The organism is Aeromonas sp. R6-1 (assembly GCF_040908165.1).
In the GTDB taxonomy this organism is placed as follows: domain Bacteria; phylum Pseudomonadota; class Gammaproteobacteria; order Enterobacterales; family Aeromonadaceae; genus Aeromonas; species Aeromonas caviae.
Genome location: NZ_JBFODF010000036.1, coordinates 36,891 through 55,258, shown reverse-complemented (window position 1 = coordinate 55,258; position 18,368 = coordinate 36,891). Strand labels below are relative to the sequence as shown.

The 18,368-nt window shown below is 63.9% G+C and carries 18 protein-coding genes; 2 read left to right on the top strand and 16 right to left on the bottom strand.

From position 1 onward, the window contains the following. Positions 1-8: 8 nt before the first annotated feature. The 7 genes from proX to AB5Y68_RS10280 all read right to left on the bottom strand — a co-directional run bounded on the left by proX (position 9) and on the right by AB5Y68_RS10280 (position 6,291). Positions 9-1,010, bottom strand: coding sequence for a glycine betaine/L-proline ABC transporter substrate-binding protein ProX (gene proX, locus AB5Y68_RS10310; protein ID WP_039040327.1), 1,002 nt, complete (start codon positions 1,008-1,010; stop codon positions 9-11). Further along, the gene (gene proW / locus AB5Y68_RS10305) at positions 1,007-2,155 is read right to left on the bottom strand and encodes a glycine betaine/L-proline ABC transporter permease ProW (protein WP_039040328.1); all 1,149 of its coding nucleotides are present in this window, start codon (positions 2,153-2,155) and stop codon (positions 1,007-1,009) included. Before proW ends, proX begins: the two co-directional genes overlap by 4 nt. Continuing rightward, complete coding sequence (proV, locus tag AB5Y68_RS10300) at positions 2,152-3,348, bottom strand: glycine betaine/L-proline ABC transporter ATP-binding protein ProV (protein ID WP_039040329.1); 1,197 nt, start codon at positions 3,346-3,348, stop codon at positions 2,152-2,154. Before proV ends, proW begins: the two co-directional genes overlap by 4 nt. A 473-nt stretch (positions 3,349-3,821) precedes the next feature. Continuing rightward, positions 3,822-4,313: a type 3 dihydrofolate reductase gene (folA, locus tag AB5Y68_RS10295; RefSeq protein WP_039040330.1), complete on the bottom strand. Its 492-nt coding sequence runs from the start codon at positions 4,311-4,313 to the stop codon at positions 3,822-3,824. 23 nt (positions 4,314-4,336) lie between these two features. Then, on the bottom strand, positions 4,337-4,804 hold the full coding sequence (locus AB5Y68_RS10290; RefSeq protein WP_010675437.1) for a threonine/serine exporter family protein: 468 nt from the start codon (positions 4,802-4,804) through the stop codon (positions 4,337-4,339). A gap of 118 nt (positions 4,805-4,922) precedes the next feature. After that, positions 4,923-5,720: a threonine/serine exporter ThrE family protein gene (locus AB5Y68_RS10285; protein WP_042014428.1), complete on the bottom strand. Its 798-nt coding sequence runs from the start codon at positions 5,718-5,720 to the stop codon at positions 4,923-4,925. 232 nt (positions 5,721-5,952) lie between these two features. Beyond that, a complete protein-coding gene (locus AB5Y68_RS10280; protein ID WP_039040331.1) occupies positions 5,953-6,291 on the bottom strand; it encodes a DUF3135 domain-containing protein in 339 nt (112 codons plus the stop codon). Between the two features lie 407 nt (positions 6,292-6,698). Between AB5Y68_RS10280 and mog the strand changes: the two genes are divergently transcribed. Further along, positions 6,699-7,229 (top strand): molybdopterin adenylyltransferase, encoded by a 531-nt coding sequence (gene mog, locus AB5Y68_RS10275; protein ID WP_039040332.1) that lies wholly within the window; start codon positions 6,699-6,701, stop codon positions 7,227-7,229. A 31-nt stretch (positions 7,230-7,260) separates the two neighbouring features. Here mog and AB5Y68_RS10270 read toward each other — a convergent pair whose 3' ends face one another. Both AB5Y68_RS10270 and AB5Y68_RS10265 read right to left on the bottom strand, forming a co-directional pair. After that, positions 7,261-7,608, bottom strand: a complete 348-nt coding sequence (locus tag AB5Y68_RS10270) for a DUF2541 family protein (protein ID WP_080770024.1) — start codon at positions 7,606-7,608, stop codon at positions 7,261-7,263. Positions 7,609-7,816: 208 nt separating this feature from the next. After that, complete coding sequence (locus tag AB5Y68_RS10265; protein ID WP_039040334.1) at positions 7,817-8,572, bottom strand: DNA/RNA non-specific endonuclease; 756 nt, start codon at positions 8,570-8,572, stop codon at positions 7,817-7,819. A 645-nt stretch (positions 8,573-9,217) separates the two neighbouring features. On the opposite strand from AB5Y68_RS10265, the gene AB5Y68_RS10260 reads away from it, so the two are divergent. Then, the gene (locus AB5Y68_RS10260) at positions 9,218-9,943 is read left to right on the top strand and encodes a carbonic anhydrase (protein WP_039040335.1); all 726 of its coding nucleotides are present in this window, start codon (positions 9,218-9,220) and stop codon (positions 9,941-9,943) included. Between the two features lie 73 nt (positions 9,944-10,016). Here AB5Y68_RS10260 and AB5Y68_RS10255 read toward each other — a convergent pair whose 3' ends face one another. The 7 genes from AB5Y68_RS10255 to AB5Y68_RS10225 form a co-directional block, all read right to left on the bottom strand. Continuing rightward, the gene (locus AB5Y68_RS10255) at positions 10,017-10,925 is read right to left on the bottom strand and encodes a pseudouridine-5'-phosphate glycosidase (RefSeq protein ID WP_039040336.1); all 909 of its coding nucleotides are present in this window, start codon (positions 10,923-10,925) and stop codon (positions 10,017-10,019) included. Next, entirely contained in the window at positions 10,919-12,010 is a 1,092-nt protein-coding gene (locus tag AB5Y68_RS10250) for a PfkB family carbohydrate kinase (protein ID WP_039040337.1), read from the bottom strand. The genes AB5Y68_RS10255 and AB5Y68_RS10250 overlap by 7 nt, the downstream gene beginning before the upstream one ends. Before the next feature lie 144 nt (positions 12,011-12,154). After that, entirely contained in the window at positions 12,155-12,508 is a 354-nt protein-coding gene (gene nirD / locus AB5Y68_RS10245) for a nitrite reductase small subunit NirD (RefSeq protein WP_039040362.1), read from the bottom strand. Positions 12,509-12,555: 47 nt separating this feature from the next. Continuing rightward, positions 12,556-15,138 carry a nitrite reductase large subunit NirB gene (gene nirB / locus AB5Y68_RS10240; RefSeq protein WP_039040338.1) on the bottom strand — a complete coding sequence of 861 codons (2,583 nt, stop codon included), beginning with the start codon at positions 15,136-15,138 and terminating at the stop codon, positions 12,556-12,558. A 26-nt stretch (positions 15,139-15,164) separates the two neighbouring features. Continuing rightward, complete coding sequence (locus AB5Y68_RS10235; protein ID WP_010675449.1) at positions 15,165-15,986, bottom strand: ABC transporter ATP-binding protein; 822 nt, start codon at positions 15,984-15,986, stop codon at positions 15,165-15,167. A 31-nt stretch (positions 15,987-16,017) separates the two neighbouring features. After that, positions 16,018-16,977 (bottom strand): ABC transporter permease, encoded by a 960-nt coding sequence (locus AB5Y68_RS10230; RefSeq protein WP_052258857.1) that lies wholly within the window; start codon positions 16,975-16,977, stop codon positions 16,018-16,020. Positions 16,978-16,991: 14 nt separating this feature from the next. Next, positions 16,992-18,347: a CmpA/NrtA family ABC transporter substrate-binding protein gene (locus AB5Y68_RS10225; protein WP_039040339.1), complete on the bottom strand. Its 1,356-nt coding sequence runs from the start codon at positions 18,345-18,347 to the stop codon at positions 16,992-16,994. Between the last annotated feature and the right edge of the window lie 21 nt (positions 18,348-18,368).

The following is an 18,368-nucleotide window of genomic DNA, read 5'->3' as shown; positions in this document are numbered from 1 at the left end:
GCCCTTCATTACATGGCGGCAGCGCGCGCCTGATTCAGCCAGTCGTTCACCAGTGCCTCGTGGCCCTTGAGCCAGGCGTCGGCATGACGCTCCACGTCCGCCGGCTTGTTCTGCCCCTTGTTCATCAGGCCGTTCTGCACGTTGATGTCATTGAGCGGCAGCTTGACGATGGAGAAGAGCTTGGCGGCGGCCGGATTGGCCTCGGCAAACCGCTTGTTGGCAACGATATGCATGGTGTTCACCGCAAAGCCGTAGTTCTTGCCGTTCGGCAAACGGGTCTTGGCCGCATCCGGGGCGTCGGCGGGGACTTCCAGCCACACCACATCCTTGCCCGGCACCAGTTCGCTGCTGAGCCAATAGGGGGTCCAGGTGTAATAGAGCACCGGCTTGCCGGCCTGGTAGCGAGCCAGGGTATCGGCGATCAGCGCCGCGTAGTTGCCCTGCTTGTGGGCCACCGTGGGGGTCAGACCAAAGGCGTCGAGGTGATGGTTGATCGCCCCCTCGCAGCCCCAGCCGGGGTTGCAACCGATGAGGTCGGCCTTGCCGTCGCCATCCCCGTCAAACAGCGCCGCCACCTCGGGATCCTTGAGCTGGCCCAGGTTGGTGATGCCGTATTGGGTCGCGGTCTTCTTGTCGATGAGGTACCCCTGGGCGGCACCGGCCACATAGGTGCCCTCACGGAAGAACACCTTGTCGCCCCCCGCCTGCTCGTACTTGTTGTCCTGCAGCGGCACCCAGTTGAACGCGAGGAAGGTGCCGTCTCCCTGGGCCACCGAGGCATAAGCCACGTTGTAGTCCACCTCCTGGGCGGGCTGGACATCGTAACCCAGACGCGCCATCAGCTTGCTCACCAGCAGGCTCTGGAAGGCCTCTTCCGGCAAGGAGCTCTGCAGGGGCTGAACGCGAACCCCCTCCCCCGGCAACTCGGCGCTGGCCATGGCGAGCGGGCTCAGCAGTTGGGCACTCAGCAGCAATGTGCCCAGGGTCAATCCTTTGGTGATCGGTCTCATGCGTTTACTCCTTTGTAATCAATTTTCTTGTCACGGCCGGCCAGGCGCAGCAGCAGGGCGGCGGGGCCGTGCTGATACCAGCGGCCGGTACGGGTGCGATCCGGTTGCCCCATCGCCTGGGTGAGGCGGTCGAGCACGATGGCCAGCAGCACGATGCCGAGGCCGCCGATGGAGGCGAGCCCCATGTCGAGCCGGCCGATGCCGCGCAGCACCATCTGGCCGAGGCCCCCCACCGCGATCATGGAGGCGATCACCACCATGGAGAGCGCCAGCATCAGGGTCTGGTTGACCCCGGCCATGATGGTGGGCATGGCGAGCGGCAGTTGTACCTTGAACAGCAACTGGGAGGGGCTGGCACCGAACGAGTGGGCCGCCTCCACCAGATCCGTGGGCACCTGGCGAATACCCAGCATGGTGAGCCGGATCATGGGCGGCAGGGCGAAGATGACGGTCACCACCACCCCGGGCACGTTGCCGATGCCAAACAGCATCACGATGGGGATGAGGTAGACGAACGCCGGGGTGGTCTGCATGGCATCCAGCAGCGGCCGGGTCCAGGTGGAGAGCCGCTCGCTGCGGGCCAGCAGGATGCCGGTGGGCAACCCCAGCAGCACACAGAAGAACAGCGAGGTCAACACCAGGGACAGGGTCACCATGGCATCGGACCAGGCCCCGATGAGCCCGATCCCCACAAGAGATACGAGCGTGCCGAGCGCCATGCGGCCGTTCACCAGTTGCCAGGCAAGCAGGGCCAGGAGCCCCATCATCAGGGTGGAGGGCACCGTCTGCAGCAGATGGGTCATGGCGTTCAGGGTCAGCTCCACCGGTGCGCGGATCAGCTGGAACAGCGGCCGCAGGTTCTCCACCAGCCAGCCGATGCCCCCTTCCACCCAGGTATCCAGCGGCACCAGCGCCTGCTGGAAGGGATCCAGCCAGTCGATGGCGGTTGTGGTGTCGGCGGCTTCGATCTGGTTCTGCCAGTCGGTCGCCTCAGTGTCGGTACTGCCCCAGGGATCGGACACCTCGGCGGACGCAGGCGAGCTCCAGGGGTCTGCCGCCACCTCATCGGCCCGCAGGGAAGGGCTCGCCAGCAGCACCAGGGCCAGCAGCCCGCTCAGCAAGAAATGGGGATTCATCAGCTTCATGCCGGAGTACTCCTGTCCAGGGTGTTGAGCAGATTGGCCTTGGAGATGAGGCCGAGGTAAGTGCCATCCTCCTCGACCACGGGCACCTGACAGGGAGCGGCCGCCACCTGGCTGATCAGTTCATTGAGGGCGGTGTCCGCCAGGATGGGCTGGATGTCCGCCAGCAGCGCCTGCTCCAGGCTGCCTTTGGCCCTTACCGCCTGACCGAGCGACTCCACCGAGACGACCCCGAGGAAGCGGCGGCTGCGATCCACCACGTAGCCGAACTCCCGCTCAAGCTCCTTGAGCTGGCGCAGGGCGTTGCCCGGCCCGTCGGTGGTGTGTTTCTTGATGAGGGGCACCTGCTTGCGGCTGGCCACGTCGCGGGCGCTGAACACATGGGCCAGATCCACCCCGCGAAAGAAGGCGCGCACATAGTCGTTGGCGGGCTGGTTCAGGATCTCGTCCGGGGTGCCCACCTGCACCAGCTGGCCATCCTGCATGATGGCGATGCGATCGCCGATGCGCATCGCCTCGTCCAGATCGTGGGAGATGAAGACGATGGTGCGCTGCTGACTGGCCTGCAGCTTGAGCAGCTCGTCCTGCATCTCGGTGCGGATCAGGGGATCCAGCGCGGAGAAAGCTTCGTCCATCAGCAGAATGTCGGGGTCATTGGCAAGGGCCCGGGCCAGCCCGACCCGCTGCTTCATGCCGCCGGAGAGGGCATCCGGATAAGCCTCTATCCACTGTCCCAGCCCCACCTGATGGAGCGCCTGACGGGCGCTCTGCTGGCGCTCCGCCAGCGGTACACCGGCCAGCTCCAGCCCGAAGGCGGTATTTTCCAGCACACTCAGGTGCGGCATCAGGGCGAAGGACTGGAATACCATGCTGATCTTCTTGCGACGCACCTGGCGCAGCTCGCGCTCCGAGATAGCGGCGATGTCCTCGCCATCGATCAGCACCTGGCCGCGGGTCGGCTCGATCAGCCGGTTGAAGAGACGCACCAGGGTGGACTTGCCCGAACCGGAGAGGCCCATCACCACGAAGATCTCCCCTTCGTTGATGGCCAGATTGACATCCTGGACCCCCAGGGTCTGCCCGGTTTTTTGCAGGATACTGGCGCGATCATGCCCTTTCGCCAGCAGTTTGAACGCTTTATCCGGCTGATCGCCGAAAATTTTGTAGAGGGATTTGACCTCGAGTTTGACTGTCATATTGTCCTTTTTTCTTGGCCGACGCTTTGCCTGGCAAACCGTCGAACGTGAGCCAATTACTTTTAACACTAAGCAATTTCACACCCAAACAAAAGAACCAATTGAAGCCAACCTAGAAAGGTTAAATTTAACTCATTGATTTTTATTGGTTATTTTCATTCATAAAAATCCATTAAATCACGATAAAAACGCCTATAACAGACAGGGTCGCCACAGTAGCGATGCACTTTCAGCACATTTCATTAATGATTAAAAGGCGTTAGCAGCAGGCGAAAAGAGAGAGTGGGGACGACTGCGCCCATCGGAGCGATGAATGGCCCATTCATTACATAACTAATCATTTTAATGTCACGCATTCTGGATATTGCTTCAGGCATCTTCAGCCATGTCGGTTCAGCGCTCTTCTCTTTGCGGCAACAGGGCACAAAAAAGCCCCCGGCTGTCGCAAGGGGCTCTTCATGGCATCAGAGGGCTCAGCGCCGCTGCCAGGTCTCGAAACAGTAGGGGTGGGGGTTCTTCTCGTCAGGCTGATGTAACTCGCGCTCGATGCAGGACCAGTCGCCCTCGTCGAAGGCCGGGAAACGGGTATCCCCCTCCACCGCCAGATCGATGCGGGTCAGATAGAGCCTGTCGGCCCGTGGCAGCAGCTGGCCGTAGAGATGCCCCCCCCCGATCACCATCAGCTCCGCGACGTCACTATCCGCCAGCAGGGCCAGTGCGGCCTCCACCGAGTCGATAACCTCCACGCCGTCGGCCCGGTAGTCGGGATTGCGGCTGATCACCAGATTGCGACGGCCTGGCAGCGGCCGTCCGATGGACTCGAAGGTCTTGCGCCCCATCAGCACCGGCTTGCCCAGGGTGACCCGCTTGAAGTGGGCCAGATCCGCCGGCAGGTGCCAGGGCATCTGGTTGTCCAGGCCGATCACCCTGTCCTGGGCCATGGCGGCAATCATGGAAATCATCATGGGGTCAACCTCTCGCACCGTCGTCAGATAATGGGGCGGTTACGGTACACGACCAGAGAGGGGATCGCCAAACCGAAACTCAGGGCCCCCACGATAAAGAGCGCCTTGAGGCCGTTCTCCACCGCGCTCTGAAGCAGCTCCATGGTCACCCCGGAGATATTGAGCTCCACGATGGCGATCATGGTCTTGAACGCATAGCTGCCCGGGATCATGGGGATGATGGAGGCAACGCTGAACACCGGGCGCGGTGCCAGCAGGCGGCGCGACCAGTAGACACAGACAAAGCCGACCGTGGTCGCCGCTGCCAGGGTGGCCCACTCGATGGGCATGCCGTAGTGGATGAGCAGGGTACGCAGGCTGTGGGCCAAGGCGCCCCCCATGGCGCAATATTTGAGCATCCGTGGCGGCACGTTGAACAGCATGGCAAAGCCCACCGCCGGAATGGCCGACCAGAAGGCATCCTTGGCCAGCAGCCAGAGCAGTTCCATCATACCTTCCCCCCCCAGATACCGGTCACCGACATGGCGAGCATGATCCCGATATGGTTCCACGCGCTGATGGATAGCCGGTTTGCCCCGATCAACAGGGTCGATACAACGTCAAAGATCTTCATACTTTCCACCCCCAGATGCCGGTCACCGACATGGCGAGAATGATCCCTATGGCTGCGCTGATGGTCAGCAGTGTCGCCGTGCCCCAGCGGGCCAGCCCCATGTTGAAGTAACCCTTCACCATGTCGGAGACCGCATTGATGAGCGGGAACCCCGGCACCAGCAGCAACACGCTGGCGGCCATGGCGAGATAGGGTTGTTCGCCCCAGCCGAAGAAGGTGGCGCTGGAGGCGAGCAGGGTGGCGATGAAACCGGTGGCGGCAAAGTTGATGAGGGGACTGTGGTGATGGCGGGCAATGAGCTGGCGCACCCGCATGGCGACCGAGGCCGAGCAGCAGGTCACCAGGAAGATGGGCCAGTCACCGCCAAACAGCAGGCTGAAGGCACCGCAGGAGAGCCCCACCATGGGCACCACCAGCCAGGGGTGATAGTGGAACGGCGTGATGGCCTCGAGGCGCTGACGTACCTCGCGCGCGCCGATAAGCGACTTTTCCGTCATGATGCAGATGCGCTGGATTTCGCACACCACCTGCATGTTGATGCCGTGCTCCCGCACCCGGCGGGTGGTGGTGACGCAACTGCCCTGGTAGAGGCTGGTGAGGACGATGGCGCTGGAAGAGATGGCCATCTCGACGCTCTCCAGCCCGAGCGCCATGCCCAGGCGGACCGTGGTCTGCTCGATGATGCGGCTCTCCGCCCCAAACTGGGCCAGCATCTGGCCCGCCTTGACGATGATCCGGGTGATCTCCGTCTGCTGCTCTCGCGACAGCACCCTTCCTGGTGTGATGCTTCTCATGATCCCTTTGAGTCATAGCAAGATGAAATGTGTCTGGATATTACCCCAAAATAAATACACCTTCATCCATCTCTATCGGACTGCGGGCACTGGTCACTATTATTCAGCCGCCAGGGGAATATTTGCAGCAAATAAAAAACAATTCACCCAACTTGCTTAACAACTTGTTTGAGAAGGGGTGAAACAAATTAATAAATACCCTGTTTTTTTATATCTTGAACAGGGCCGTGAATTATTTCCGTTTCAGATAACTGGAAAACGCTATCACATTATCCGGCGGCGGGGGCTCTGCCATTTCCTGACAAGATTCATTCTGCAGATCCAGAATGTGCTGGCGCATGGCGTAGACGGAGTCATGCATCATGTTGGCTATCCGGATGCAGCTGTCGAGGTTGTTTCTTGCCAGGCGGCGCTGGCAGTCGATGCGAAATTGCAGACCTCGCAACCGACGTTGCCGCTCTGGCCCCACCTGGGCGATCAGGGTCTCTATCTGCTGGTGCAGCAGCGCGTCGAGTCGCTCCGGCTCGGCCAGCGCCCAGTACTTCAGGGTATCGAAATCAGGCAGCTCCATATACCCTCCTGGCCGGACCTCGCCCATGGAATGGAACGACGCCGGGCACATCACTATTTCACTGTCCCTATGGAAGGTTATATAGGATGGTGGCGATTTTGGGTCATTCACCGCCGAGCCACAGGAGTCCGGTTTTTGGCACGAATTGCGCATTGTTGGCGGAAAAAATCATTTATTCCTTATGATTCATGAAATTAACCGAATCCGGCCTGCGTCAGTTTTTTTATAAAATTTCAGCACCATTTTTCTCGGCCTTATGCCTTATTAACGGACTTTTCTCAAAATTGTTTTTCATTCGACTCTCCCCCTGGCTCGACGCCCTCCCCTTGCCTCATCCTGCGGTTTAACATATCTCACTGATTATGTTATTTTATTTACCACTTTATTGCGGCAACCAAGGGCAGACCATGAGCAAGGCAAGAATCGGTATCGTCACCGTCAGCGATCGCGCCAGTGCAGGCATCTACGAAGATCTCTCCGGCAAGGCCATCATCGACACCCTGAACGCCTACCTGACCTCGGAATGGGAGCCCGTCTATCAGGTGATCCCCGACGAACAGGATCAGATTGAGGCGACCCTGGTTCGGCTGGTGGACGAGGAGCAGTGCTGCCTTGTCGTGACCACGGGGGGCACAGGGCCGGCCAGGCGTGATGTGACCCCGGAGGCCACCGAGGCGGTGTGCGATCGCATGATGCCGGGCTTTGGCGAGCTGATGCGGGCCGAGTCCCTCAAGTTCGTGCCGACCGCCATCCTGTCGCGCCAGACCGCCGGCCTGCGCGGCAGCTCGCTCATCGTCAACCTGCCGGGCAAGCCCAAATCGATCCGCGAGTGCCTGGATGCGGTCTTCCCCGCCATCCCCTACTGCATCGACCTGATGGAAGGGCCCTATCTCGAGTGCGACGAGGCCATCATCAAACCGTTCCGCCCGAAGAAATAAGCACTGGGCGGGGATTTCCCCCGCCCTTTGCTCATTTGCGCCCGTACACCTTGACCCCCGCCCTGCTCCCTTCCGAATTGCCGTACACCTCGATGCGCTTGAGGCAGAGCCGGCTGCCGAGGGATTGCCACCCCGACTCCTGATCCTCTCTCAACACCTGGTCGAAATAGAGGGTCTTGCTGCGATCGTTGCCGTAGAACACCTTGACCCGCTCCAGGGTCAACTCCCGCCCTGCCTTGACCATGATGGATTTGGTCGGCCGGCAGGCGAGCATGGGAATGATGGCGGGATGATCGCCGACCCCGAGCAGAATGGTCTGCCCCAAGCGGATATCCTCGTCGGCCATGGCCGGGGGAACAGCAGCCCCCAGCAGCGCCATGGGTACGCAGATGCGCAACGCGCGGGCAAGAGTGGACGAGGAGTGAAGGGAAAACAGCGCTGACATGATGCCTCCTGAAAAAAGGAGTCATGATAAGGACCCGATGCCAGACCCAAGCTGTACTGGCCCTGTACCAGGGGCCATGACAATGGCCGGAAGCCCGTGCGGGTAACGGGGGCCTGGGCCCCCGTTACCCCTGCCGGACGCGCTAACCGCCCCACATGGCCGACAGCCGCGACTCCATGGCCTCTTCCTGCTCATCCGGCAGCTCGGTGAAGAAGTCGAGCCCGGTCTGCTCCTCCACCTCATCCACCGTCACCACATAGTCCGCCAGCCTGCTGGCCGAGACGTTCTCTTGCGGCAGGATGAAGGCGATGGCCCGCTTGCCCGCCAGATCCATCACCACCCGGTAGTAGGCGTGGGGCACGGTCACGCCGTTGCCGATGGCGCCATCGGAGTGGGTGAAGATGGGGCCGGTGATCACCTGCACGCTCTTGTAGGTGATGGCCCACTGCCGGGTCTTCTCCTCCAGGATGCGCCAGGCCCCCTGGTTGAGCGCCGGCAGTTGCGGGGTCATGTTGGTGAGCAGGAAGCTCTGCTTCATGGTGTTGGTGGTGGAGCGCATGTCCGCCGCCGGTGCCTGGTGGCCGCGGTCATAGCCCGAGCCCTTGTAGTCCGACAGGGTGGCGCGAAACTGCACCGGCACCTCCTTGTCCTCGGCGAAGGCATCCTTGCGCGGCACCTGGCCCTGGGCGCTGGCGGCCGTCATCCGGTAAGAGACCCAGTCAGAGACCTTGGTGTCGTAGTTGTACCCGGCGGCATAGCCCTCCCGGCACAACAGCTGACTGGATTGACCGGGTACCCCCAGGGTGACGTGCTCCCCGCACTGGAATCCCGCCGCCAGGCTCGGGAAGGTGGTGAGAGTGAATCCGATAGCCAGAACTAATTTATTGATATTATTCATTATTATGCCACTCCTTGTGTTAGGCGGAGTGATTTGACACCAGGTCGGATGAGCAAGGCAATCGCACAAATAGCGAGCAATCCGGAAATGTGAAGAGGACGGCAAAACCGCAAACAAGGCGCCGCCAACCGGGGGATTGTCATCCCGCCGTCACTGTGCTGAGGGGGGAATTTCTCCTGCACTATCAGAGGGATAAGGGGTCAACACCGAGGCACTCTGTCAGCACAGCGCCCGGCTCCCGCCACGCACGCCCCTGACCGGGTCAGGGAATATCGAACAAATCCCAGCGAAATAAGGGATCCTCAAGCCCGATAATTAGTCCGCGCTTGTTTGCTCGAGATCAAACGGAGCCATGAAAAGCCCTCTAGAATCAGCCCGTCATCTATTTGGGGCGCCATGAAAGGGGGCCGTTCATTGCGAAAATGCCCGCAGGATTTCTCCTCCATGAATAAGCGGGCCCCGTTGCCGGAATACATCATGGCGCCGCATCATGCCACGCTTCAAATAACGATGACGACAGACCTTTCATAACAATTAATCCGGTCTGGCACCGCGTACCCTGCGTTTCCAACGATGCCATTGATGAGGCCTTCCTGCCGGAAGGCCAGGAATGGCCGTGCTTTTCAATCAGGATAAGGATGCATGATGAAAAAGTCCCTGCTGGCTGGCGCCCTGCTGCTCTGCCCTGCCGCCTTTGCCGCCACCACACACTGGGAATACAGCGGCGAGGCCGGCCCGGCGAAATGGGCCAGCCTGACCCCGGAATATGGCCAGTGTGCCGGCAGCAACCAGTCGCCGGTCAACCTCTCGGGTCTGGTGAAGGCCGATCTGGCCCCCCTGCAGTTCCACTATCAGGCGGGTGGCAAGACGCTGGTCAACAACGGCCACACGGTGCAGGTCAACTATGCCCCCGGCAGCACCCTTGAGCTCGACGGCATGCACTTCGAGCTCAAGCAGTTCCACTTCCACGCCCCCAGCGAAAACCTCATCGAAGGCAGGTCCTACCCCCTGGAGGGTCACCTGGTCCATGCCAATGACAAGGGGGAGCTGGCGGTGGTCGCCGTGATGTTCGAGCCGGGCCAGGCCAATGGGGCCCTGAGCCAGGCCTGGCAGGTGTTGCCAGCCAAGGCGGGGGAGATCCATGCCTTCAAGGAACCCATCTCGGCAGAGCAACTGCTGCCCGCCCAGCACGACTACTACCGCTTCAGCGGGTCCCTGACCACCCCACCCTGCTCGGAAGGAGTGCGCTGGCTGGTGATGAAGGAGCCGGTCCAGGCCAGCCAGGCCCAGATCGATGCCTTCAAGGCGGTGATGCACCACCCCAACAACCGCCCCGTCCAACCTCTCAACGGGCGACTGGTGCTGGAATAAGGGGGTTATCTCACCGATTCGCGCAATAAAAAGAGGGCCTGTTGGCCCTCTTTTGCATCTTTCGCAAAGGTATTTACAGGCTGGCAGCGATGCGCGCCCCCAGGGCGGCGTTGTTCAGCACCAGCTGGATATTCGCCGCCAGGGAGTTGCCACCGGTCAGCTCGCACACCCGGGCCAGCAGGAAGGGGGTGGACGCCTTGCCCTTCACCCCCTGCTCGTCCGCCTCTCGCAGTGCCTGGGCAATGGCGGCGTCGATGTCGGCCTTGGGCATGGCAAACTGGGTCGGGATCGGGTTGGCCACCACGGCGCCCCCCGCCAGCCCCAGCTCCCACTTCAGACGCAGTGCCTCGGCGATGGCCGCCGGGCTCTCCAGGCGATAATCCACCTTGAAGCCGCTCTCGCGGGTGTAGAAGGCGGGCAGCTCCTCGGTCTGGTAGCCGATCACCGGCACCCCCTGGGTCTCCAGGTACTCCAGGGTCAGACCGATGTCGAGGATCGACTTGGCACCGGCGCAGACCACGGCCACCGGGGTCTGGGCAAATTCCTGCAGATCCGCCGAGATGTCGAAGGTCTCCTGGGCGCCGCGATGCACGCCGCCGATGCCGCCGGTGGCGAACACCCGGATCCCGGCCATGGCGGCCACTATCATGGTGGAGGCCACCGTGGTCGCCCCCAACCCCTTGTTGGCCAGCACGAAGGGGATGTCGCGGCGGCTGCACTTGGTGGCGGCGTGGCCGGCCCGGCCCAGCGCCTCCAGGGCCCCCGCATCCAGACCCACCTTGAGGCGGCCATCGATGATGGCGATGGTGGCCGGCACGGCGCCGTTGTCCCGCACCACCTGCTCCACCTGGCGCGCCGTCTCCACGTTCTGCGGATAGGGCATGCCGTGGGAGATGATGGTGGACTCCAGGGCCACCACCGGCTTGCCGGCGGCCAGCGCGGCGGCAACTTCAGGTTGGATATCGAGGTAAGCGTTCAACATGGGTACTCCTCCAGCATGCGTTCAACAGCGGCCTTGGATAGGCCGGAAAAGACGGTATCGGAACAATTGACGGTGAGGGCGGCGCAACCGAGGGCGAACCGGGTTGTCTCCATGATGCCCTGATCCAGCAACCAGGCGTGGGCCAGCCCTGCCATGAAGGCATCGCCGCCGCCGGTCACGTTGACGACCGGGCTGCCGAGCACGGGCAGATGGCCCTGGCAGGCCCCGTCGCTATAGAAGATCCCCTGATCGCCTAGGCTCAGGAAGAGCCGCTGCACCCCGGCGCGGTGGAACCAGGCCGCCGCCATGGGCCAGGTGTCGGGCCCGCCGATGGTGAAGCCGCACAGCTGCTCCGCCTCGGTGCGATTGGGTTTGAGGGTGTGGATGCGGTGCAGCCAGGGGCGGATCTTCTCCACCTTGGCCACCGACACTGTGTCCACGAAGATGATGTGCTCACCCTGGCGCTCGAACAGCCAGTCCAGGGTGTGGGTGGCGAGGTTGGTGTCGAGCACCCAGAGCCGGGCCGCACCGAGAAAACCGCTCAGGGGGGTAAGCCGGGCCGGGGTGAGCTGCTCGATGATCCCCATGTCGTTGACGGCGCAGCTCATCTCGCCGCTGCCATCGTGCAGGCTGAGGTAGCAGGAGGTCGATTGACCTTCCAGCACCAGCACCTGGCGCACGTCGACCCCGGCGCGCTGGCTCACCTCCAGCAGGTGGTGGCCGTATTGATCGTTGCCCACCGCAGTCAGCAGCCGGGTGTCGGTGCCAAGGCGCGCCAGGTTCTCGGCGATGTTGCGCCCTACCCCGCCGGCGGAGGTGCGTACCCGGCCCGGGTTGGAATCCCCGATGCGCAGGTTGTCGTGGCTGCAGCCACAGATATCCATGTTGGCGCCGCCGATCACCACGGCGTAGGGGCCTTCGCGCAGCACATAGCCGCGCCCCTGCACATAGCCCTGGCGCATCAGGCTGGAGATGTGGCTCGCCAGCGCGGAGCGGCTGATGCCGAGCCTGTCCGCCAGCTCCTGCTGGGCAATCATGGGATCCTGGCGCAGCAGGGCGAGGATCTCTTGCTCACGTTCCGTCATAGACAAACATCCAGTTGCAAACGTTTGTCCATTATTTCCGAAAAACGTTTTCCCGCCATCCTCTCGTACAAGAAATGTCGGGTCGCGCACAAAAAATCACCGGGCAGTGCCCGGCGATCACAACATGGTTTTCAGATGGGCCACTCACCCCAGCTGTACCCAGACCTCGCTCCCCTCCAGCCGCACCGGCCAGCAGGCGACGCTCAGGGCAGGATCGTCCAGACAGCGACCGTCCATCAGGGCGTAGCGCTGCTTGTAGAGGGGGGAAGCCACCACGGGTTCCCCCCCCGCATCCCCCACCAGACCACGCCCCAGCACTGCGACACCGGCCAGGGGGTCCACCCCGTCCAGGGCATAGACAAGCTCCCCGAGGCGAAACAGCGCCAGTACCCGCCCCTCCAGCCAGGCGCTGCGCCCGGCCTGCTCCGGCAGCGCCGCCAGCTCGCATACCCGGTGCCACTGCCCGCAGAGCTGTGCATCGTCCTTGTCATCCTTCATACCACCTCCTTGATACTGATGGCGGGCGTGCAACCCGTTGCCCCCGCTCATACCACCTCCTTGACAGCGATATCCGGCACCCATTGCCCCCGCTCCTCACGGCGCGGCGGCGTCTCGTCCTCGGGCCGGTTGACGAAGGCCTCGAACAACTTGAGCTTGTCCGGATCCGCCAATGTGCTCTTCCACTCGCACTGCCAGGTGCCGACTATCCCCTCCATCATGGCCTCCAGCTCGGCACCGATGCCGAGCCTGTCCTCGATGATCACCGACCTGAGATAGTCGAGCCCCCCTTCCATGTTCTCCATCCAGACCGAGGTGCGTTGCAGCCTGTCCCCGGTGCGCACGTAGAACATCAGCAGCCGGTCGATGTAACGGATCAGGGTCTGCTCGTCGAGATCCGTGGCGAACAGGTCGGCGTGGCGCGGCCGCATGCCGCCGTTGCCGCACACATAGAGGTTCCAGCCCCGCTCGGTGGCGATGACGCCGATGTCCTTGCTCTGGGCCTCGGCGCACTCCCGGGTGCAGCCGGAGACCGCAAACTTCAGCTTGTGTGGCGCCCGCAGCCCCTTGTAGCGGTGCTCCAGGGTCTGGGTCAGGGTCATGGAGTCCTGCACCCCGTAACGACACCAGGTGGAGCCCACACAGGACTTCACGGTGCGCACCGACTTGCCGTAGGCCTGACCGGTCTCGAAGCCCGCCGCCACCAGCTCGCCCCAGATGGCGGGCAGCTGGTCGACCCGGGCGCCGAAGAGATCGATGCGCTGGCCGCCGGTGATCTTGGTGTAGAGGCCGTACTTGCGCGCCACTTCGCCGATGGTGATGAGCCCCTCCGGGGTGATCTCCCCCCCCGGGATACGCGGCACCACTGAATAGGTGCCGTCCTTTTGCAGGTTGGCGAGGAAGGCGTCGTTGGTATCCTGCAACGCGCGGTGGGGCTTCTCCAGCACGTGCTCGTTCCAGAGGGACGCCAGGATGGAGGCCACCGTCGGCTTGCAGATGTCGCACCCCAGCCCCTGGCCGTGCTTGTCCCGCAGCGCCTCGAAGCTCTTCAGCTCGCCGACCCGGGCCAGGTGATAGAGCTCCTGACGGCCGTAGGCGAAGTGCTCGCACAACCCCTTGTCCGCCTCGACGCCAAGATCCGCCAGGGTCTGATCCACCACTTGCTTGAGCAGGTTGCTGCAACCGCCGCAACCCGTGCCGGCCTTGGTGCAGCTCTTCACCGCCGACAGCTCGTGATTGCCCGCCCGAACGGCGGCCACCACGTCCCCCTTGCTGACGTTGTGGCAGGAGCAGAGGATGGCGCTGTCCGGCAGCACCAGGGGCGCGGGGGCGGCCCCGACCTCCCCCACCAGCAGGGAGAGCGGCGGCTGGGGCAGCGCCACCCCGTTCTGGTAGTACTGCAGCAGCCGCTCATAATCGGCCCCGTCCCCCACCAGGATGGCGCCGAGCAGGCGGTTGCCCTCGCCGTCGGTCACCAGCTTCTTGTAGATGCCGTTGACCCTGTCCAGCAGCAGCAGCTCCTGGGCGCCGGCGGTGGCGGCGTGGGCGTCGCCGATGGAGCCCACGTCCACCCCCATCAGCTTGAGCTTGGTGGACATGTCGGCCCCGATAAAGCGGCTCTCGCCGCCGCACAGGCTGGCCACGGCGGCCCGGGCCATCTGGTAGCCGGGGGCCACCAGGCCGAAGATGCGCCCCTGCCAGAGCGCGCACTCGCCGATGGCGAGGATGGCGGGATCCGAGCTGTGGCAGCCGTCGTCGATGCAGATGCCGCCGCGCTCCCCGACCTCCAGCCCGGATTGCCGGGCCAGGGTGTCGGCGGGTCGAATACCGGCCGAGAACAGCAGCACGTCGGTCTCAATGTGAGTGCCGTCCTTGAAGCGCAGGCGATGACGGGCCTGCTCCCCCTGCTCGATGCACTCGGTGGCTTTCTCCACCAGCACCTCGACCCCGAGGGCCTGGATCTTGTCCCGCAGCACGGCGCCGCCGCTCTCGTCGAGCTGTACCGGCATCAGCCTTGGGGCGAACTCCACCACCTGGGTCTTGAGGCCGAGCAGGCGCAGGGCGTTGGCCGCCTCCAGCCCCAGCAGGCCGCCACCGATGACCACGCCGCTGCGGGCCTGGGCGCAGGCATCGCGGATGGCGGCGAGATCTCCCAGGGTGCGATAGACGAAACAGCCCTCCCGCTGATGGCCGGGGATGGGGGGTACGAAGGGGACAGAGCCGGTCGCCAGCACCAGACGGTCGTAAGGGAATTGCTCGCCGTTGGCCAGCGTCAGGGTGCGGGTGGCCCGGTCGAGCACCTCCACCTCGGCCCCCAGCCGCAGCGCAATGCCGCTCTCTTCATACCAGGCGGGGTCGGCCATGCGCAGGGCCTGGGGCGCCTTGCCGCCGAATACCTCGGACAGATGCACCCTGTCGTAGGCGGGGTCCGGCTCGGCGCCAAACACCGTCACCTCGAACCGGCTCAGGCCACCGGCCGCCACCAGCTGTTCGACGAAGTGGTGACCCACCATGCCGTTGCCCACCACCAGCAGGCGTTGCTTTGCGGTCTGTTCGGCGGAACCACTGTTCTGGCAACCGAGCAGGCCCATGCCGTCCTCTGTCACCCACTGTTGCTCTTTGTCAGTCATGTCTCTCTTCCTTGAATCCGGCGGGCTCAGGCGCGCAGCTTGCTGCGCACCTGCCCGGCTGCCTTGAGGGGGGTCACCTTGCGCTGCTTCTCGTAGAGGAAGCGCAGCACCTGCTGGCGCAGCTTGTGGTAGTGGGGATCGTCCGCCAGGGCGACCCTGTCTCTGGGCCTTGGCAGGTCGACGGTCAGGATCTCACCGACCGTGGCGCTGGGGCCGTTGGTCATCATGACGATGCGATCGGAGAGCAGCACCGCCTCGTCCACGTCGTGGGTGATCATGATGACGGTGTTGCCAAGCTCCGCCTGGATCGCCATCAGAGCATCCTGCAGATGGGCCCGGGTCAGGGCATCGAGGGCGCCGAACGGCTCGTCCATCAGCAGCACCTTGGGGGAGAGCGAGAGGGCGCGGGCGATGCCGACCCGCTGCTTCATCCCCCCCGACAGCTCGTGGGGCATCTTCTGGCTGGCGTGATCCATCTGCACCAGGGAGAGGTAGTAGTCCACCCGCTCCGCCACCGCCCGCTTGTCAGACTCCACCTGGGCCACCGCCAGCGCCACGTTCTGCTGGACGCTGAGCCAGGGCAGCAGGGCGTGGTTCTGGAACACCATGGCCCGCTCGGGCCCCGGCCCCGCCACCTCGCGGCCATCGAGGATGATGCCCCCCAGAGTCGGCTCCAGCAGCCCGGCCACCAGGTTGAGCACCGTGCTCTTGCCGCAGCCCGAGTGGCCGATGAGGGAGACGAACTCCCCCTTCTCGATGCGCAGGTTGACCCGGCTCAAGGCCTCGAAGCTGCCCTGCTCCGTCTCGAACGAGATGCCGACGTCGCTTATCTCCAGATAACTCTTCATTGGCTCTTCTCCTGCCTGAATAGGAATGTGATTAACGCAGCACCTGGCGCTTGTCCCAGGACAACCACTGCTGCAGGGCCAGCATGCCCCTGTCCAGGGCACAGCCGATGAGGCCTATGGTGATCACCGCCACCATGATGCGGGCCAGAGACGCAGAGCCGCCGCTCTGGAACTCGTCCCAGACGAACTTGCCGAGCCCCGGGTTCTGGGCCAGCATCTCCGCCGCGATCAGCACCATCCAGGCCACCCCCAGGGAGAGCCGCAGCCCGGTGAAGATCATGGGCAGGGCCCCGGGCAGCACGATGCGCCGCACATGGGTCACAAAGGAGAGGCGCAGCACCCGGCTGACGTTGTGCAGATCCCCATCCAGCCCCGCCACACCCACCGCCGTGTTGATCAGGGTCGGCCAGAGGGAGCAGAGGGTCACCGTCAGGGCAGAGGTGAGGAAGGACTTGGCAAGCCAGGGGGCGGGATTGGCGTAGAGGGCGCTCACCACTAGCGTGATGAGGGGCAGCCAGGCCAGCGGCGACACCGGCTTGAGCAGCTGGATCACCGGGTTGGCGGCGCGATAGAGCCCCTGGTTCATGCCGAGCAGCACCCCGCACGGAATGGCGATCAGGGTCGCCAGCGCGAAGCCGCACAGCACGGTGAGCAGGCTGGTGGCTATCTGATCGAAGAAGGTGGGACGTCCTGTGTAGGGACGCAGCTTCACCTCGGCCGCCGGATCCGCCGCCAGCATTGCCGCATTGCGCACCTGCTGGCGTTCGAGGAAGGCCGCCGCCTTCTCCCGCTCCTGCAGATGCTCCTGACCGAGGGACCAGAGCTGGCTGGCGGTGGCGAGCGGCCCCGGCAGGGTGCCCAGACTGGTCTGCACCTGGCTCGCCCCCCACTGCCAGAGGCCGAGGAAGAGCAGCACGCCGAGCAGGGGCTGCACCATGATTTTCCAGTTGATGGCTTTTAAATGGATGAGGGGCCATGTGTGTCGTTTCATCGGGATCTCCTTGCTCATTGCACCCGCTCATCGCCCTTGAGGCCGATGGCGAACTGTTGCAGGTAGGCGTTGGGGTGGCGGCCGTCGTAGATGAGGCCGTCGATGAAGCCATCCTGGGGGCCGCGATAGCCCTGCTCGCTGGCAAAGTCGGGGAAGTCACTGGCCTTGAGCTTGCCCTCGGCGATCAGCGCCTCGGCGGCCTGGCGATAGACGTCCGGTTGATAGACGGCCTTGGCCACCTGCTCGAACCAGGCGTCCGGCTTGGCCTCGGGGATCTGGCCCCAGCGCCGCATCTGGGTCAGATACCAGATGGCGTCGGAGTAGTAGGGATAGGTGGCGTGGTGGCGGAAGAAGACGTTGAAGTCCGGCACCTGGCGCTTGTCCCCCCTGGCGTACTCGAAGGTGCCGGTCATGGAGCTGGCGATCACCTGCTCGTCCGCCCCCACGTACTCGGGTTTGGCCAGCAGCTTGGCCGCCGCGCGCCGGTTGCCGTTGTCGTCTGCATCCAGCCACCAGGCCGCCCGCAGCAGCGCCTTCACCAGCCGCACATGGGTGTTGGGGTGACGTTCGGCCCACTGCCGGGTGACGCCGAACACCTTCTCCGGGTTGTTGCGCCAGATCTCGTTATCCGTGATGACGGGCACCCCTATGCCCCTGGCGACCGCCTGCTGGTTCCAGGGCTCCCCCACGCTGTAGCCGGCGATGGTCCCCGCCTCCAGGGTGGCGGGCATCTGGGGGGGGGGCGTCACCGACAGCAGCACGTCCGCCTGGCGTTGGCCCGAGTTGTCGCCGAGCCGGGGCGCATAGAAACCGGGGTGCAGGCCGCCTGCCGCCAGCCAGTACCTCAGCTCGTAGTTGTGGGGGGAGACGGGGAAGACCATCCCCATGTTGAAGGGCTTGCCCCCCTGGCGATAGTCCGCCACCACGGGCTTGAGGGCGGCGGCACTCACCGGGGGCGGCACCTGGCCCGCCTGCGGCCTGGGCAACTGGGGCGCCATGGCGGCCCAGACGCTGTTGGCCACCGTGATGGCGTTGCCGTTGAGATCCATGGCAAAGGCCGTCACCAGCTCGGCCTGGGTGCCGATGCCGATGTGGGCCGCCAGGGGCTGGCCCGCCAGCATCTGGGCGCCGTCCAGCTCGCCGTCTATCACCCGATCCAGCAGGATCTTCCAGTTCGCCTGGGCTTCGAGGGTGACGTAAAGTCCCTCATCCTCGAAATAGCCACGCTCGTAGGCCACCGCCAGCGGCGCCATGTCGGTCAGCTTGATGAAGCCGAGCCTGAGCTCCTCCTGCTCCGGGGCTCCCAGTGCCAGCACCGGCAGCGACAGCGCCGCCAGCAGCAGCCCCGCACATCCTTGTCGTCCGTTCATTGCATCTCCTCCCTCGGTTCC

What these genes read in the sequence shown, in the direction of transcription:
- proX (WP_039040327.1), bottom strand. Translation starts at nt 1,010, where the DNA reads ATGAGACCGATCACCAAAGGATTGACCCTGGGCACATTGCTGCTGAGT.
- proW (WP_039040328.1), bottom strand. Translation starts at nt 2,155, where the DNA reads ATGAAGCTGATGAATCCCCATTTCTTGCTGAGCGGGCTGCTGGCCCTG.
- proV (WP_039040329.1), bottom strand. Translation starts at nt 3,348, where the DNA reads ATGACAGTCAAACTCGAGGTCAAATCCCTCTACAAAATTTTCGGCGAT.
- folA (WP_039040330.1), bottom strand. Translation starts at nt 4,313, where the DNA reads ATGATGATTTCCATGATTGCCGCCATGGCCCAGGACAGGGTGATCGGC.
- AB5Y68_RS10290 (WP_010675437.1), bottom strand. Translation starts at nt 4,804, where the DNA reads ATGATGGAACTGCTCTGGCTGCTGGCCAAGGATGCCTTCTGGTCGGCC.
- AB5Y68_RS10285 (WP_042014428.1), bottom strand. Translation starts at nt 5,720, where the DNA reads ATGAGAAGCATCACACCAGGAAGGGTGCTGTCGCGAGAGCAGCAGACG.
- AB5Y68_RS10280 (WP_039040331.1), bottom strand. Translation starts at nt 6,291, where the DNA reads ATGGAGCTGCCTGATTTCGATACCCTGAAGTACTGGGCGCTGGCCGAG.
- mog (WP_039040332.1), top strand. Translation starts at nt 6,699, where the DNA reads ATGAGCAAGGCAAGAATCGGTATCGTCACCGTCAGCGATCGCGCCAGT.
- AB5Y68_RS10270 (WP_080770024.1), bottom strand. Translation starts at nt 7,608, where the DNA reads ATGGCGCTGCTGGGGGCTGCTGTTCCCCCGGCCATGGCCGACGAGGAT.
- AB5Y68_RS10265 (WP_039040334.1), bottom strand. Translation starts at nt 8,572, where the DNA reads ATGAATAATATCAATAAATTAGTTCTGGCTATCGGATTCACTCTCACC.
- AB5Y68_RS10260 (WP_039040335.1), top strand. Translation starts at nt 9,218, where the DNA reads ATGAAAAAGTCCCTGCTGGCTGGCGCCCTGCTGCTCTGCCCTGCCGCC.
- AB5Y68_RS10255 (WP_039040336.1), bottom strand. Translation starts at nt 10,925, where the DNA reads ATGTTGAACGCTTACCTCGATATCCAACCTGAAGTTGCCGCCGCGCTG.
- AB5Y68_RS10250 (WP_039040337.1), bottom strand. Translation starts at nt 12,010, where the DNA reads ATGACGGAACGTGAGCAAGAGATCCTCGCCCTGCTGCGCCAGGATCCC.
- nirD (WP_039040362.1), bottom strand. Translation starts at nt 12,508, where the DNA reads ATGAAGGATGACAAGGACGATGCACAGCTCTGCGGGCAGTGGCACCGG.
- nirB (WP_039040338.1), bottom strand. Translation starts at nt 15,138, where the DNA reads ATGACTGACAAAGAGCAACAGTGGGTGACAGAGGACGGCATGGGCCTG.
- AB5Y68_RS10235 (WP_010675449.1), bottom strand. Translation starts at nt 15,986, where the DNA reads ATGAAGAGTTATCTGGAGATAAGCGACGTCGGCATCTCGTTCGAGACG.
- AB5Y68_RS10230 (WP_052258857.1), bottom strand. Translation starts at nt 16,977, where the DNA reads ATGAAACGACACACATGGCCCCTCATCCATTTAAAAGCCATCAACTGG.
- AB5Y68_RS10225 (WP_039040339.1), bottom strand. Translation starts at nt 18,347, where the DNA reads ATGAACGGACGACAAGGATGTGCGGGGCTGCTGCTGGCGGCGCTGTCG.